The 15,055-nt window shown below is 70.8% G+C and carries 16 protein-coding genes and 2 riboswitches; of the genes, 11 read left to right on the top strand and 5 right to left on the bottom strand.

Going from position 1 to position 15,055, the window contains the following annotated elements; translation table 11 throughout:
- Positions 1–112 precede the first annotated feature (112 nt).
- Positions 113–326, bottom strand: a riboswitch (cobalamin riboswitch).
- A 120-nt stretch (positions 327–446) separates the two neighbouring features.
- The 4 genes from O7612_RS16365 to O7612_RS16350 form a co-directional block, all read right to left on the bottom strand.
- Complete coding sequence (locus O7612_RS16365) at positions 447–701, bottom strand: superoxide dismutase (protein WP_282265279.1); 255 nt, start codon at positions 699–701, stop codon at positions 447–449.
- Positions 698–3,343, bottom strand: a complete 2,646-nt coding sequence (gene alaS, locus O7612_RS16360; RefSeq protein WP_282265278.1) for an alanine--tRNA ligase — start codon at positions 3,341–3,343, stop codon at positions 698–700. The genes O7612_RS16365 and alaS overlap by 4 nt, the downstream gene beginning before the upstream one ends.
- 226 nt (positions 3,344–3,569) lie before the next feature.
- Positions 3,570–3,830 (bottom strand): superoxide dismutase, encoded by a 261-nt coding sequence (locus tag O7612_RS16355; protein ID WP_282265277.1) that lies wholly within the window; start codon positions 3,828–3,830, stop codon positions 3,570–3,572.
- 2 nt (positions 3,831–3,832) lie between these two features.
- A complete protein-coding gene (locus O7612_RS16350; protein ID WP_282265276.1) occupies positions 3,833–4,447 on the bottom strand; it encodes a superoxide dismutase in 615 nt (204 codons plus the stop codon).
- 85 nt (positions 4,448–4,532) lie between these two features.
- On the opposite strand from O7612_RS16350, the gene O7612_RS16345 reads away from it, so the two are divergent.
- The 7 genes from O7612_RS16345 (at position 4,533) to O7612_RS16315 (ending at position 10,957) form a co-directional block, all read left to right on the top strand.
- Positions 4,533–4,991 (top strand): transcriptional repressor, encoded by a 459-nt coding sequence (locus O7612_RS16345; protein ID WP_282265275.1) that lies wholly within the window; start codon positions 4,533–4,535, stop codon positions 4,989–4,991.
- Between the two features lie 77 nt (positions 4,992–5,068).
- Positions 5,069–5,698, top strand: a complete 630-nt coding sequence (locus O7612_RS16340) for a CGNR zinc finger domain-containing protein (protein WP_282265274.1) — start codon at positions 5,069–5,071, stop codon at positions 5,696–5,698.
- 9 nt (positions 5,699–5,707) lie between these two features.
- Positions 5,708–6,256: a peptide deformylase gene (gene def, locus O7612_RS16335; RefSeq protein ID WP_282265273.1), complete on the top strand. Its 549-nt coding sequence runs from the start codon at positions 5,708–5,710 to the stop codon at positions 6,254–6,256.
- A gap of 3 nt (positions 6,257–6,259) precedes the next feature.
- Positions 6,260–7,297, top strand: coding sequence for a tRNA (adenosine(37)-N6)-threonylcarbamoyltransferase complex transferase subunit TsaD (tsaD, locus tag O7612_RS16330; RefSeq protein WP_282265272.1), 1,038 nt, complete (start codon positions 6,260–6,262; stop codon positions 7,295–7,297).
- Positions 7,298–7,571: 274 nt separating this feature from the next.
- Complete coding sequence (locus O7612_RS16325) at positions 7,572–8,777, top strand: MFS transporter (protein ID WP_282265271.1); 1,206 nt, start codon at positions 7,572–7,574, stop codon at positions 8,775–8,777.
- A 319-nt stretch (positions 8,778–9,096) separates the two neighbouring features.
- Positions 9,097–10,308, top strand: coding sequence for a hypothetical protein (locus O7612_RS16320; RefSeq protein WP_282265270.1), 1,212 nt, complete (start codon positions 9,097–9,099; stop codon positions 10,306–10,308).
- Positions 10,309–10,753: 445 nt separating this feature from the next.
- Entirely contained in the window at positions 10,754–10,957 is a 204-nt protein-coding gene (locus O7612_RS16315) for a hypothetical protein (RefSeq protein ID WP_282265269.1), read from the top strand.
- A gap of 90 nt (positions 10,958–11,047) precedes the next feature.
- Here O7612_RS16315 and O7612_RS16310 read toward each other — a convergent pair whose 3' ends face one another.
- Positions 11,048–11,509 (bottom strand): MarR family transcriptional regulator, encoded by a 462-nt coding sequence (locus O7612_RS16310; RefSeq protein WP_282265268.1) that lies wholly within the window; start codon positions 11,507–11,509, stop codon positions 11,048–11,050.
- Positions 11,510–11,593: 84 nt separating this feature from the next.
- Between O7612_RS16310 and O7612_RS16305 the strand changes: the two genes are divergently transcribed.
- From O7612_RS16305 to O7612_RS16290, 4 genes are all read left to right on the top strand, one after another.
- Positions 11,594–13,045, top strand: a complete 1,452-nt coding sequence (locus O7612_RS16305; protein ID WP_282265267.1) for a DHA2 family efflux MFS transporter permease subunit — start codon at positions 11,594–11,596, stop codon at positions 13,043–13,045.
- A gap of 47 nt (positions 13,046–13,092) precedes the next feature.
- Positions 13,093–13,656 (top strand): NAD(P)H-dependent oxidoreductase, encoded by a 564-nt coding sequence (locus tag O7612_RS16300; protein WP_282265266.1) that lies wholly within the window; start codon positions 13,093–13,095, stop codon positions 13,654–13,656.
- A gap of 86 nt (positions 13,657–13,742) precedes the next feature.
- Positions 13,743–13,942, top strand: a riboswitch (cobalamin riboswitch).
- A gap of 36 nt (positions 13,943–13,978) precedes the next feature.
- A complete protein-coding gene (bluB, locus tag O7612_RS16295; protein WP_282265265.1) occupies positions 13,979–14,617 on the top strand; it encodes a 5,6-dimethylbenzimidazole synthase in 639 nt (212 codons plus the stop codon).
- A gap of 73 nt (positions 14,618–14,690) precedes the next feature.
- Complete coding sequence (locus O7612_RS16290) at positions 14,691–15,032, top strand: hypothetical protein (RefSeq protein WP_282265264.1); 342 nt, start codon at positions 14,691–14,693, stop codon at positions 15,030–15,032.
- Positions 15,033–15,055: the final 23 nt, after the last annotated feature.

Here is a 15,055-nt window from a genome sequence, read left to right as displayed (position 1 = left end):
GGTGGTCCTTCCCTCGCGGTGTCCGACGACCACCCGAGAGGAAGACGGATACGCCACGGCGTAACCGGCATTCCGCCCTGGCCCTCCCGAGAGGCCGCCGACGGCGCGTACCGGCGGTACGCGCAGCGCTGGCAGGTCTTCGGACTCGTGGGCGTGACACAGGGTCGCCTACTGGCCGTCGCTTCCCAGACCGTGCGGTCCAGTGCTTCGTTGACGGCGGTCGTTCCCACTCACCGCTGCGGGGCAGTCCCGGTCTCGCACCGGGTTCCCTCTTACGACGCCCCACCCGCGCACGGGAGGGGCGAACCAGCACCGCCCGCGATCCTACCGCCCCACCGCCGCCCGCCGCGGCCGGCGTCCGGGGCGCGTGCCAGACGTGTTCGTCTCCGGGCCGGATCCTGTTGTGCGGGTGCCGGACGGTGGCGGCGGGACCTGGGGTGGTGGGGTCAGTCGGCGGCGGCGAGGGCGGCGATGCGCAGGGAGATCTCCCGGACGATGACGGGTAACTCCCTACCGGTGTGGTCGCTGGTGATCGCGAGGGCGAGTTCGGTGAGCAGGAGGAAGGCGTGGGCGCGTTCGGCGTCGTCGGTGAACGCGTCGGTGAGCGCCTGGACGCCGGGGAGGTCGCCGCGGTGGCGGGCGGCGACGATCCCCACGGCACGTTGCATCCCGGCCAGCAGGTCAGCGGCGTCAGGTGTCATGCGGCGCGGGCGAGGTCCCGCAGCCGGTCGAGCAGCTCCGCCGGATCCGCGTCGGCTCTGCCCTGGGCGGACGCGGCGTTGCCACCGCCCTTACCGGCCAGCAGACTCTTGATCAGGTCGTTGGCGGCCAGGCCGCGGTGCACACCGGCGGGGGTGACGGCGACGACGATGCTCGCCCCGGCGACGACGCCGACGACGCCGGGGCGACGGCCGAGGCGATCGCGGACCTTCTCGGCGAGACGGCGGGCGTCGCCGGTGGTGGTGATACCGGCGTAGGCGACGCCGTCGAGGTCGACGGCGTTGGCGGCGTACGTGTCGGCGTCCAGGTCGATCAGCCGGCCGCGCAGGTCGTCGGCCTCGCGTTCGGTCTGCTTGAGTCGCGCCAGCAGGGTGGTGATCCGGTCGGGGAGTTCCTCGGGGCGGGCTTTGAGCTGGGCGGCGAGTTGGCTGACGAGGTCACGTTCGCGGGCCAGGTAGCGGAACGCCTCGATCCCGGTGACCGCTTCGATGCGACGTTGGCCGGCGCCGACCGACGATTCGCCGGTGAGGGCGAGGGAGCCGATCTGCGCGGAGTGCGCGACGTGGGTGCCGCCGCACAGCTCGCGGGACCACTCGCCACCGATCTCGACGACCCGGACGGTGTCGTCGTAGGTCTCGCCGAACAGGGCCAGGGCGCCCTCGGCGCGGGCCTGTGCCAGCGGCAGGTGGCGGACCTCGACGGGCAGGTCACGGCGGATCGCCAGATTGGCGACCTCCTCGATCTCGCTGCGGGTGGTGTCGGTCAGGCCGCCGCGCCAGGCGAAGTCCAGGCGCAGATAGCCGGGCCGGTTGTACGAGCCCGACTGCAGCGCGTTCGGCCCGAGGACCTGGCGCAGCGCGGCATGCACGACGTGCGTGCCCGAGTGGGCCTGCCGGGCGCCGATGCGCCACTCGGGGTCGACCGCGGCGTGCACCGGGTCACCGACGGCGAGGCTGCCGTCGAGGATCCGGACGGTGTGCGCGATCAGGCCCTTGACCGGTCGCTGCACGTCGATGATCTCGGCGCGCAGGTTCGGGCCGGTGAGCAGGCCGGCGTCGGAGTCCTGTCCGCCGCTCTCGGCGTAGAACGGGGTGCGGTCCAGTGCGACGGTGACGATGTCGCCGGCCCCGGCGGTGTCCACCGTCGCGCCGCCGGACCAGATCGCGACGACCCGGGATTCGGTGTCGAGCGTCTCGTAGGCCAACCAGTCGGTGGGTCCGTGCGCGTCCAGCACCGTCCGGTAGGCCGACAGGTCGGTGTGGCCGGTCTTGCGGGCCTTCGCGTCGGCCTTCGCGCGGGTGCGCTGCTCGGTCATCAGTGCCCGGAACCCGTCGGCGTCCACGGTCAGGCCCTGCTCGTTGGCGATCTCCAGGGTGAGGTCGATCGGGAAGCCGTACGTGTCGTGCAGTTGGAACGCCTTGTCGCCGGGCAGTGACGAGCGTCCGGCTTTCTTGGTCTCGGCGATCGCGGTGTCGAGGATGGTGGTACCGGCGCGCAGCGTGCCGAGGAAGGTGTCCTCCTCGGCGTAGGCGGCCGAGGAGATGCGGTCGAAGTCGGCGGCGAGTTCCGGGTACGACGGGGCCATGCAGTCGCGGGCGACGGGAAGCAGCTCGGGCAGGGCCTTGCCCTGCCAGCCGAGCAGGCGCATGGCGCGGATCGCCCGACGCATGATCCGCCGCAGCACGTAGCCCCGGCCTTCGTTGGACGGGTTGACCCCGTCGCCGATGAGCATGAGCGCGGTACGGACGTGGTCGGCGATGACCCGCAGGCGGACGTCGTCGGGGTGGGACTGGCTGGCCGCCTGCCCGGAGTGCACACCGTACCGTTTGCCGGTCAGGTCGGCGGCCCTGGCCAGAATGGGACGTACTTCGTCGATCTCGTAGAGGTTGTCCACCCCTTGCAGGATCGAGGCGATCCGTTCCAGGCCCATCCCGGTGTCGATGTTCTTGTTCGGCAGCTCGCCGATGATCCGGAAGTCGGTCTTCGACGCCACGTCGGCGATCTCGTACTGCATGAACACCAGGTTCCAGAACTCGAGGTAGCGATCCTCGTCGACCTCCGGACCGCCCTCGGCGCCGTAGGCCGGGCCGCGGTCGTAGTACAGCTCGGAACAGGGACCCGCCGGGCCGGGGATGCCCATCGACCAGAAGTTGTCCGCCTTGCCCCGCCGCACGATGCGCTCGACCGGCACGCCGGTCTTGAGCCACAGGTCGTACGCCTCGTCGTCGTCCAGGTAGACCGTCGCCCAGATCCGCTCCGGGTCCAACCCGAAACCGCCCTGCTCCACCGGGGTGGTCGACAGCTCCCAGGCGAGGGGGATCGCCCCGGCCTTGAAGTAGTCGCCGAACGAGAAGTTGCCGTTCATCTGGAAGAACGTGCCGTGCCGGCTGGTCTTACCGACCTCGTCGATGTCCGGCGTCCGGATGCACTTCTGCACCGATGTGGCCGTCCGGTAGGGCGCGGCCTGCTGGCCGAGGAAGTAGGGGACGAACTGCACCATTCCGGCGTTGATGAACAGCAGGTTCGGATCCGAGATCGCGGGCAACGGTGCCGAGGGCACCACCGTGTGTCCGTTGGCCTCGAAGTGCGCCAGGAAGCGCCGCTTGATCTCCGCCGTCTGCACAACGCCCCCTTTGTTGCCTCATCTTTGCAACTGCATCATATTGGCAGGAGGGTGAGGCGGTTCGGGACGCCCCACGGTCGACCGTCCCGCTCGCTGGCCCGCGGCGCGGCGCGGCCGGCGGGCCGGCCGGGGGAAGACGGCAGGCGCCGCGCGGGCTCGGGCGTTCCGGTCGGTGCCGTCGGCACGTCTGGTGGCGCCGTCGGCACCGACCGGATGACCACCGCCGTCAGCTGTCGGGCGGGGTGGCGGTGACGGCGACGAGCAGGGACAGTTCCCGTACGAGATCGTCCATGGACTGGCCGCTCTGCGCGCGGAGCAGCCCGAGGCCCAGGTCCGCCAGGAGGTAGAAGCCGAGGCTCTTGGCCTGCTCGGAACCGAACGCGGCGAGCAGCTCCTCGGCGCCGCCGAGGTCACCGCGATGCTTGGCCGCGATGACCCCGGCGGCGCGTTGGACCAGTTCGGCCGCTGCCGGGGTGGGGCTGGTCACCGTCAGATCTTCGGCGTGGTGGCGCGGGCGGCGTCGAAGCGGGCGATCACGTCCGACCAGTTGACCAGGTTCCACAGCCGGTCGACGTAGTCCGGCCGGACGTTGCGGTACTGCAGGTAGTAGGCGTGCTCCCAGGCGTCGAAGACCAGCAGCGGGATGGAGCCCTGGCCGACGTTGCCGTGGTGGTCGTAGACCTGCTCCACGATCAGCCGCTGCCCGAGCGGTTCCCAGGCCAGCACGCCCCATCCGGAGCCCTGCACACCCTTGGTGGCGGCGGACAGCTGCCCGGCGAACGCGTCGAACGTGCCGAAGTGTTCCTCGATCGCGGCGGCCAGCTCACCGTCGGGACGGTCACCGCCGTCCGGGGACAGGTTGCCCCAGAAGATCGTGTGCAAGACGTGCCCGGACAGGTTGAACGCGTACGTCTTCTCCAGGCCGACCAGGGTCGAGAAGTCCCCCTTCGCGCGGGCCTCGGCGAGCTGCTCCAGGCCGTCGTTGGCGCCCTTGACGTACGCGGCGTGGTGCTTGTCGTGGTGCAGCTCCAGGATCTGGCCCGACATGGCCGGCTCCAGCGCGCCGTAGTCGTAGGGCAGATCGGGCAGGGTGTAGACCGCCATCAGAACTCCTCGTGGTTGCTGCCGTAACTATGCTCTTGCCACTATCTTGCAATAGAACCGGTGACTGCGCGGCGAGGAGCGGCGGTTGACCACGTCGGAGACCGAGCGGGTGAACGCCGCGGTGCAGCGACTACGCCGCGCTGGCCTGCGCAACACCGCGGCCCGCCGCGGAGTGCTCGACCAACTCGCCCACGCTGTCGGTGGCCGCGGGCACCTCACCGTGAGCGAGGTGTATCGAGCCCTGCTCGCCCGTGGCGTGGTCGTGGAACTGTCGACGGTGCATCGGGTGCTGCGGCAACTGGTCGAGCTGGGCATCGCCCACACCGTGCCGGTCGGCAGAACGACGACCTTCGGGCTCGCCGACGACGCCCATCACCATGCCGTCTGTGGCTCCTGCGGCGACATGCGGCAGCTGCCGGCCGAGGCGGTTGCGGCGAGCCTGGCCGCCGCCCGCGCCGTCGGGGTCGACACGGATCCGTCGGGTCATCCCCACGGTGTCGTCGTCTACGGTCGGTGCGCGCGGTGCCGGACGACGACCCGCTGAGGACCGCACCCGCCGGTGCGCAATGTGCCCCGGCTCCGGTCAGACCCGGGCGTCCGTCACGCGCTCACGGCGCCGGGGTGGGCAATCGCAGCGGGCTGACCGGCAGCTACGCGCTGGCCCTCCGAGCGACGGCACTGGCCAACGCGCGGCTCGAAGACCCTACGGACGTGTGGGTGCTGCCGGCGGACCAGCCTCGGCTCCGCGACTTCGCCACGGAAGCCGACCTGCACACATTGCGGGTGGCCGGACATCGCCTGCGCGAGGTGTTCCAGACCGTGACGGCGGGACACGAGCGGGAGGCGGTCGATCGGCTCAACGGCCTGCTGACCCGGTACCGGTTTCGGCCGATGATCTCCGGCACCTGCGCGGGCGACTGGCATATCCAGGTCGCCGCACCTGGCACTCCCTCCGTTGAATATCTTGCCGCTGCCGTGTGGGGACTCGCTGTATGGCTGTGTCATCGGGGCATCGATCGGCTCGGCGTCTGCGCGGAACCCCGATGCCGCACCGCGTTCCTCGACGACAGCAGCAACCGACGCCGCCGGTTCTGCTCCGACCGGTGCGCCACCCGCAACCACGTCCGGGCCCACCGCGCCAGACGCCGCGCCACCCCTCCCCTGACCGCCGCCCGGCCCGACCCCGTGCCTGGCCAGCTGCATCACGCAGCAGGAGAACCCTTACTGCCCATGCATGGCAGTTGCCTATGATGGGCAACTGTGCAGACCTCGACCGGCACTCCGCGCCCGATCACCCGTTACGGCACCCCCGTGCTGCATCGCCGCTGTGCCGAGGTGACCGACTTCGACGACGCCCTCGCCCAGCTCGTCGCCGACATGTTCGCCAGCATGTACGCCGCCCACGGTGTCGGTCTGGCCGCCAACCAGATCGGCGTCGACGCACGGGTCTTCGTCGTCGACTGCCCCGACGCCACCGGCGCCCACACCGTCGCCACCGTCATCAACCCGGTGCTGCACCTACCCGAGCACCGCGAGCTGGTGACCGACTCCGAGGGCTGCCTGTCCGTGCCCGGCCAGCACGCCGACCTGGCCCGCTGCGCCACCGCCACCGTGACCGGGTTCGACCTCCACGGCCGGGAGATCCGGCTGGACGGCACCGGCACCCTCGCCCGCTGCTTCCAACACGAGGTCGACCACCTCGACGGCCTCGCCTACGTCGACCGGCTCCCCACCAGACTCCGCAAACAGATCCTCGCCGCCAGCGCCGAACACCCCGGCGTCGGCGCAGGCACGGCGCAGGACGCCTGACCGGTGCCGATCGTCCTCGGCATCGAAACCTCCTGCGACGAGACCGGTGTCGGCATCGTCGCCGACGGCGTCCTGCTCGGTGACGCCCTCGCCACCAGCATGGACGAACACGCCCGCTTCGGCGGCGTCGTACCCGAGATCGCCGCCCGCGCCCACCTGCACGCCGTCACCCCCATGGTCCGGCACGCCCTCGACCGCGCGGGGATCAGCTTCGGCGACATCGACGCTGTCGCCGCCACCGCCGGCCCCGGCCTCGCCACCGCCGTGCAGGTGGGCCTCGCCGCTGGCAAGGCATTTGCCCTCAGCCTCGGCGTACCCCTCTACGGGGTGCACCACCTCGCCGGCCACGCCGCCGTCGACACCCTCGAACACGGCCCCCTACCCCGCCGCTGCGTCGCCCTCGTCGTCTCCGGTGGGCACACCTCACTCCTCCTGCTCGGCGACCTCGCCCGTGACCCCGTCCTCCATCTCGGCGACACCGTCGACGACGCCGCCGGCGAAGCCTTCGACAAGGTCGCCCGCCTCCTCGGCCTGCCCTACCCCGGCGGACCCGTCATCGACCGCATCGCCCGCGACGGCGACCCTGACGCCATCACCTTCCCCCGTCCCATGACCGGCCCCCACGACCCGCCCTACCGATTCTCCTTCTCCGGTCTCAAAACCGCCGTGGCCCGCTGGATCGAGAAACACGGTGACCAACCCTTACCGCTGGCCGACGTCGCCGCCTCCTTCCAGGAGGCCGTCGCGGACACCCTCACGCGCAAGGCCCTGGCCGCCTGCCGCGACCACCAGGCCGACACGCTGCTCCTCGTCGGTGGCGTCGCCGCCAACAGCCGGGTGCGGCAACTCGCCGAACAGCGCTGCGCCGCCGCCGGCGTGTGGCTACGAGTTCCGTCACCCCGGCTCTGCACCGACAACGGCGCCATGATCGCCGCCGTCGGTGACCTGCTCGTCCGCGCGGATGTCGCGCCGGACCCCCTCGATCTCAGCGCGGACCCGTCCGCCGTCCTACGCGGAGCTCTCCTCAGGGGTCCACGCTGAGAGCATCTGGGCCTGACGAAGGTCTCTCGGTTCCAGCGTCCGTTCGCGGTTGAGCGACGTGTGCTGAGTGGTGCACCGGCGGTAGTCTATGGAAGACGGTGAGTGACAGTGGGGAGATGAGATGCGCCTTGACATGGTGACGGTCGTCGTTTCGCTGCGAGAGCAGACCGCCCGCTCATTGCTCATCCCCGTCGGGTAGCCCGGCGGCGCGGTGCTCCTCGCCGCGAGACGGTCCCTGGATCCGACCGTTTCCGATCTGGCTCGAGGAGTTCTTTTGCGTTCCCTTGTATCCGCGCGTCTCGGCGCGGACTTCATCCGGCTGTGGACCGCTTCGGCAGTGTCGAACATCGGTGACGGTGTCACCATGGCCGCCGGACCGCTGCTGGTCGCGTCAGTCAGCAACGATGCCCGGCTGGTCGCCGGTGCCGCCTTTGCCCAGCAACTGCCCTGGCTGCTGTTCGCTCTGGTGAGCGGGGCCTATGTCGACCGGCTCGACCGGCGGCTGCTCATCGTGGTGGTGAACCTGGCCCGCGGTGTGGCCCTGGCCGCCCTGGCAGCGACCGTCGCGACCCATACGGTCACGGTGCCGATCATTTACGCGGTGGTGTTTCTGCTCGGGACCGGCGAGACTCTCGCGGACACCGTCATGGGGGCGCTGCTGCCGGCCGTGGTCGTGCCTGAGAGGCTGCCCAGTGCCAACGCCCGGCTCGCGGCCACCTTCACCATCGGTCAGCAGTTCGTCGCCAAGCCGCTCGGCGCGTGGTTGTTCGTCGTCGCAGCCGCCGCACCATTCGGCTTCGACGCCCTGACGTTCGTGGTCGCCGCCGTGTTGATTGCGGGCATTCGCCCGGTGCCGCCGGTGCAGCAGCCTGGGCCGCGGACCACGCTGCGCGGCGAGATCGTCGATGGGGTGCGGTGGTTGTGGCGGCAGCGTCTGGTGCGGACCTTGGCGATCAGCATGGGCATCGGCAACCTGGCGTTCTGCGCGGCGTTCGCGGTGTTCGTCATCTACTGCCGGCAGCGGCTCGGCCTGTCCGAGGTCGGCTATGGATTCCTGCTGACCGCGTTCGCCGTCGGTGGCCTGTTCGGGGCCACGGTCGCGGCGAAGCTCGCCCACGCGTTCGGTAGCACTGCGGTGCTGCGGGCCGGACTCGTGATCGAGGTCGTCACGCACGTCACCCTGGCGGTGACGACGACACCCTGGGTGGCGGCCGTGGTCCTGGTGGGCTTCAGCATCCACGCCATGGTGTGGGGTGTGATCGTCACGTCGATCCGCCAACGGGTGGTTGCTTCCGGCCTGCGTGGCCGGGTCGGCGGCGTGTACTCGCTACTGGATCTGGGGGGAGCCGCGCTGGGCTTCCTTCTCGGCGGCCTTCTGGCGGGCGCCTGGGGAATCACGACTCCGTTCTGGATCGCCGCCGCGGCCATGACCGCGGTGACGGTCGGTGCTTGGCGTCCGCTCCGCGAAGCGACCGCATAGCTCCGACTCCCGCCGGCTCTCAGACAGCAGCGCCCTGCTGTCTGATCTGGACCCCCTGTGGTTTCCGGCAGCCGGTGTCGGAGGCCCGCCAGGAGCCGCCGTGCGTCGACGACGTCCGAGGTGCACCGTTCCCCGGACCGGGGCTGGCCGGGGGACAGGGCGAGCGCCGCCTCGGCCACGCCAACGCCGGACAGCGCCGAGTCGTCGCTCCCGCGGATGCGGAACCCGCGTCGGGAAGTCGACCGGATCGGCTTGGCGACTGTGGTGACGCGAGTGATCCTCATGATTCAAGGCATTGCTCCTGCCACGAGAGGACACCATGAGAGGCAGCACCATGGTCCGCCGGATGCTGGCGACCGTCGCGACCGTCGCGTTGGCCGCCACGGTCGGCACCACCCCGACGGCCGCAGCGGCCGGGCCGGAACCGGCGGCGACGCGGTCCGCGACCGGCGGGCAGCTCCTCACCCGCTCCGCCACCGACACCGCCCCGCCCCCGGTACGGACCATCGTCGGGACGGTCGCCGTCGGTGACCGCTATCCGTACGTCTTCACCATCGGCACCGACGGCAACCTCTGGATCAACTGGCAGGACCAGACCCAGGGGTGGAACTGGTCCAACATGGGCACCCCGCCGGGGGTCGGGATCCGGATGCCGGTTGGCGTGACCATCGTGGACGCCTTCAGCCGGCCGTACGCCTTCGTCCTCGGCACCGACGGCAACCTCTGGAGCCTGTGGAGGTCGCTCACCGCGTGGCAGTGGCGCAATCAGGGCGCACCACCCGGATCGAACTTCGTGAGCTGGCCGAGCTTCGCCGCCGTCGCCGTGGACGGCACCAGCCCGTACATCTTCGTCCGCAGCGACGGCGACGAGACGATCTGGGTCAACCGGTGGAACGGTGCGGTCTGGTCCTGGGCCAACCTCGGCTCGCCCCCCGACGGCATCTCCGCCTACGGACCGCTCGGCGTCCTGCTGGAAGAGGGCACCCCACAGGTCTACGTCGTCGGCAACTACGGACACCTCTGGAGCACCCGGGTCGACGGTCAGGCCGCGATCTGGAACGACCTGGGAAATCCCGGGGTCAGCCTCGACTCCGGCAGCAACGCCCTCGGCGCGCAGAACGCCATCCAGGTGGCGCCGAACGCCCGCCCGTACCTCTTCGCCCTCGGCTCCGACCGCAACGCCTGGATCCGCTGGCGGTCCGAGGCCGGATGGCAGTGGCACAACCTGGGCTCACCTCCCGGTGGGACGCTGGTATCCGCCCCGCTCGGCGTCCTCTCAGTCGACGGCACCTCCCCGTTCTCCTTCCACCGTACCGGTGAGGGCGGACTGTGGATCAACTACTGGGACGGGTCGAACTGGTACTGGAGCGACCAGAACCCACCGTTCCAGCCGGCGGTGGGCGGCTCAGCCGTGGTCGCGCCACAGAACTCCAGCCGACCGGCGCTCTTCCTCCTCGACACCGGCGGCAACCTGTGGAGCCGGTGGTGGAACGGGAGTTGGTGGAACTGGACCAACCGCAGCGCCACGTAGCGGGTCCAGCCTTGACCGACACCTCGGGGCCACGTCGTGGAACCGACGGCCGCCCACCTGTGCCGGGGCTCGATGGTCGGGAGGCGGTCCGCTAGGTTCCGCCTCGCGGGTCTTGGTTGTCGCAGGCGGCGCGTGGCCGGTCGAGGGTTTCGACCAGGGCGGAGGTGGCCTGGACGTTGGCGGCGAGTCTGTCGTGTCGGGTGGCGGGGCCGCGCCGGTTGTTTGCGCCGGTTGAAGCCGCGTTCGACCTGGTTACGGTGCCGGTGGTCGACCGGGTCGAACGTCGGTGGTCGGCCGCCGTGTCGTCCGTTCCGCTTCCGGGTGGCGATCTGGTCGTGGGATTCGGCCATGACCGTGGTGACGTGCTCGTCCCGCAGGACGGTCCGGTTCGCGCGAGCGGCGTACGCCTTGTCCCCCTGCAGCCGTCACTACCTAGACTGGCCGCATGAGGCGGGCGATCAAGGATCTGACCTGGTCCGAGCACTCCGAGTGGTTCGTCCTGGGTCCGTTGGCGCTTGCCGTCCTGGCGGGTGTCCGCGCCGTGGTGGCCGACGAGTCCTTCGACCGCTGGGCATGGACCACCATCGCCGTTCTCATGCTGATCCTCTGCGCCGTCTACGTCATCTGGACGACGAAGAAGCGCTCCTGAGACCTCGTTTGCGCCGGTCCCGGTGGAGCGGTCGGAGCCGCGCGGCAACCTGCCCGCCGGTGCTACGACCGGCGCCGGTGACCTGGTGGCTCAGGGTGGCGGGACGTTGACCAGGCGTCGGAGCAGGTCGATGAACTGAGCGCGTTCGGCCGCCGTGAACCGGTCGAGCAGCTCGTCCTGGGCGGCGTCGACCAGCGTGTCCATCTCCCGCATCCGGGTGGTTCCGGCGTCGGTGATGTGAACGACGTTGCGGCGTCGGTCCACCGGGTCGGGTTCCCGGCGGAGCAGGCCGTCGGCCTCCATCCCGCTCAGGGTGGTGACGGCGTCGCCCCGGTCGATGCCCAGCCGGCGGCACAGCTCCGCCTGGCTGATCCCGCCGTACTCGTCGAGCGCGGCGAGGATGGCGTACCGCATCCGGTCGCCGGGGCGATCCAGGTACGTGCCGACGATCCGGTTCGCGCGGGCCGCCCCGTGATGGAGCAGCCAGGAGGTCAGCCGTCGGAGCCGGGCCGGTGGTGCGCCCGGTGGGAGGGCCGGTTCGTGCTCGGTCACCCGACCAGTGTAGCCAAACGTTGGACTTCCAACGATGTTGGCATTATCGTTGGACATCCAACGACCTCTCTGGTGGGAGCGGCGATGAAGCTGGGCAGCGCGAGCGCCGACACGGACACCGGTGCGGGACGGACCCCCGCCACGGCGGTTCCGGCCTCGGTGTGGCGGATCGCGGTCGTCCTGGCGTCCGGTTCGGTGATGACCGGCCTGGACACCTCGCTCGTCAACGTGGGTATCGAGATCATCGGTCGGGACCTGGACGCCTCGCTGGGCGAGATGCAGTGGATCAACAGCGGCTACCTGCTCGCCCTCGCCGCGGTCCTGCCCGTCTGCGGCTGGCTCAGCCGGCGGCTCGGAGCCGGCCGGCTCTGGATCTGGGCGCTGGCCGGATTCACCCTCACCTCCGCGCTCTGCGCCCTCGCCCGCGACGCCGACACGCTCATCGCCGCCCGGGTGCTCCAGGGGCTGACCGGCGGACTGCTCATCCCCACCTGGATGACCATCCTCGGCCAGGTCGCGGGAAGCCGACGGATGGGCCGGGTGATCGCCGTGTCCAGTGTGCCGTCCATCCTGGCCCCCGCCGTCGGCCCGATCGTCGGTGCCCTGCTCATCGACACCTTCTCCTGGCGCTGGATGTTCCTGATCAACGTGCCGATCGGCATCGTCGGGCTGCTGGTGGCCCTGCGGGTCGTCCCGCGTGGTGCGGCCGGTCGGGCCGGGCGGCTGGACCTGCCGGCCCTGTTCCTGGTCACCCTCGGGCTACCGCTGCTCACCTACGCCATCACCGCGGCGATGGACCAACGCGGGCTGTCCACGCCGGCCGTGCTGACTCCACTGCTGGTCGCGCTGGTCGCGCTCGTGTTGTTCGTCCACCGGTCGCTGCGCGCCGACGAGCCGCTGATGGACCTGCGGCTGACCAGGGATCCGGTCTACGCCGCCGCCACCGGCACCATCTTCTTCTCCAGCGCGGCGCTCTTCGGCGGACTGATCGTGATGCCGCTGTACTTCCAGCTCGCCATGAACCGGGGCATCATCGACACCGGTCTGCTGCTGATGGCGTTCAGCCTCGGTGCCGCGGTCACCTTCCCGATCGCCGGACAGCTGACCGACAGGTACGGCGGCGGCATCGTCACCCTGGTCGGACTCGGGACCGTCCTCGCCGGCACCGTGCCGATGGCGTTCCTGCCATCCGACCCGGACGTCGTCCTCGTGGAGGCCCTCCAGGTGGTCCGGGGCGTCGGCCTGGCCCTCGCCGGATCTCCGGCGGTCTCCGCCGCCCTGGCGCGGGTCCGGTCCCACCAGATGCCGGACGCCAGCGCGCAGGTGAACATCCTGTCCCGGGTCGGTGGCGCCGTCGGCAGCGCGCTCTGCGTCGTGGTCCTCGCCGACGCGCTGGCCGACGCCCGGTCCGAGGTCGAGGTCGCCACGGCGTTCCGGACCACCTTCTGGTGGCTGACCGCGATGGCCGCCGTCGCCCTCGTCCTCGCCACCTGGCTCACCCGGGCACAACGAAGCACCCGCCGGACGGCGGCGTAGTGACCGGGACACCGCTCAGCACAGTCAACCGACCAGGAGGTCAACCCATGCGCATCGGCATCATCATCGGCAGCACCCGACCGGGACGGCGGGGCGAGGCGGTGGCGCAGTGGGTCCACAAGCTGGCCACCCAGCGCGGCGACGCCAGCTACGAGATCGTCGACCTGGCCGACCACGACCTGCCGCACCTCGACGAGGCGGTCCCGGCGGCGATGGGACCGGAGAACTACGCGGGCGAACACACCAGGCGCTGGGCGGAGACTATCGCGCGGTACGACGGGTACGTCTTCGTCACGCCGGAGTACAACCACTCCTACCCGGGCGTGCTGAAGAACGCCATCGACTACCTCTACGCGGAGTGGCAGAACAAGTCGGCCGGGTTCGTCGGGTACGGCATCCACGGCGGCATCCGGGCCGTCGAGCACCTGCGGCTGGTGGTGGCGGAGCTGCACGTCGCCGGCGTCCGTGACCAGATCTGCCTGAGCTACTTCACCGAGTTCGGCGCGAACGGCGAGGTGCTGCCGGCCGAGCACCAGGAGGCCATTCTGCACCGGATGCTGGACCAGGTGGTGGCCTGGGGCGGTGCCCTGGCGGCGCTGCGCCAGACGTGACGGCCGGTGGGGTGCCGTCCACGACGGCACCTCACCGCGTGCTCCATCGCTGTCGACCGGTGTCGCTGGGGCGGGTTAGCATCGTCGGCGGCATGATCGTGCGAGGTGCCCTGTGGGTGTGGGGAGAATCGGGAAGCCGGTGTGAGTCCGGCACGGGCCCGCCGCGGTGACCGGGGAGCGACCGTCCAGGCGCGAGGAGCGCAGCCACTGGCCGTCAGGCTGGGAAGGCGGACGGGGTGGTGTCGATCCGGGAGTCCGAAGACCGGCCTCGCGTCGACCGCCCGCCCGTCCGGGGTGGGCCGAGCGCAGCGGGAGCCTGCCTGTGGAACTCTACGATGCCATCCACCGCCGTCGGGACGTGCGTGCCCAGTTCACCGGGGAACCGGTGCCGGCCGACACCCTGCACCGGATTCTGGACGCCGCGCACGCCGCGCCGAGTGTCGGTTACTCGCAGCCGTGGGACTTCGTCGTGGTCCGGGACGCCGCCGTCCGTCGTCGGTTCCACCGGCACGTGCAGGCCGAGCGGGCGGTGTTCGCCGCCACGTTGGACGGTGCGGCGGCCGATCGGTTCGCGCGTATCAAGATCGACGGTGTGGTGGAGTCCACTCTGTCGATTGTCGTCACGTACGACGCGCAGCGTGGGGGTCCGGCCGTGCTCGGGCGGCACGCCATCGCCGACACCGGTCTGTACTCGGTGTGTCTGGCGATTGAGAATCTGTGGCTCGCCGCCACCGCCGAGGGGCTGGGCGTCGGGTGGGTGTCCTTCTACCGGGAGTCGTTCCTGGCCGGACTGCTGGGGGTGCCGGCCGGCATCCGGCCGGTGGCCTGGCTCTGTGTCGGGCCGGTGACCCATCTGGAGGCGGTGCCGGACCTGGAACGGCACGGGTGGCGGCGGGGCAGGCCCCTGGCCGAGGCGGTGCACCACGACCGCTGGTCCCCGCAGGTGACACCGAACAGCTAGTTCGGACAAGCCCGGGCGGAGGCTACGCTGACATTGCGCTGAGTCATCGCTCGGCTACGTCGGGAGGAGTTCCATGCGTACCACCGTCACGATCCTGGCCGTGTCCGCCCTTGCCACGCTGAGCCTCACCGCCGGTGCCACCCCGGCCCTCGCCGCCGCCCCGGCACCGTTCTGCGAGTCCGGCGCGTCGCAGTTCGTCTGCGACGGCAGCAGCACCGGCACGACGACGTGGAGCATCACCTGGTACTCCGGCAGCGTCGGCACCTTCACGACCGCCGGACCGACCCTCGTCGCCGCCTGCCCGGCCAGCAACCTCGGCCACCCCGTGCGGGCCAGCTACAGCTACCTCGACGGCGGCACGACCCAGTACAGCGGCACCACCCAGTTCATCTGCCGCAGCGGCCCCTGGCAGTAGAGCCGTCCCGTGCCCGGCTGCGG

This window comes from Micromonospora sp. WMMD987, assembly GCF_029581435.1.
Lineage (GTDB): Bacteria > Actinomycetota > Actinomycetes > Mycobacteriales > Micromonosporaceae > Micromonospora > Micromonospora rifamycinica.
Note: the sequence above shows the minus strand (reverse complement) of the source record. Positions and strands in the feature narration are given on the sequence as shown.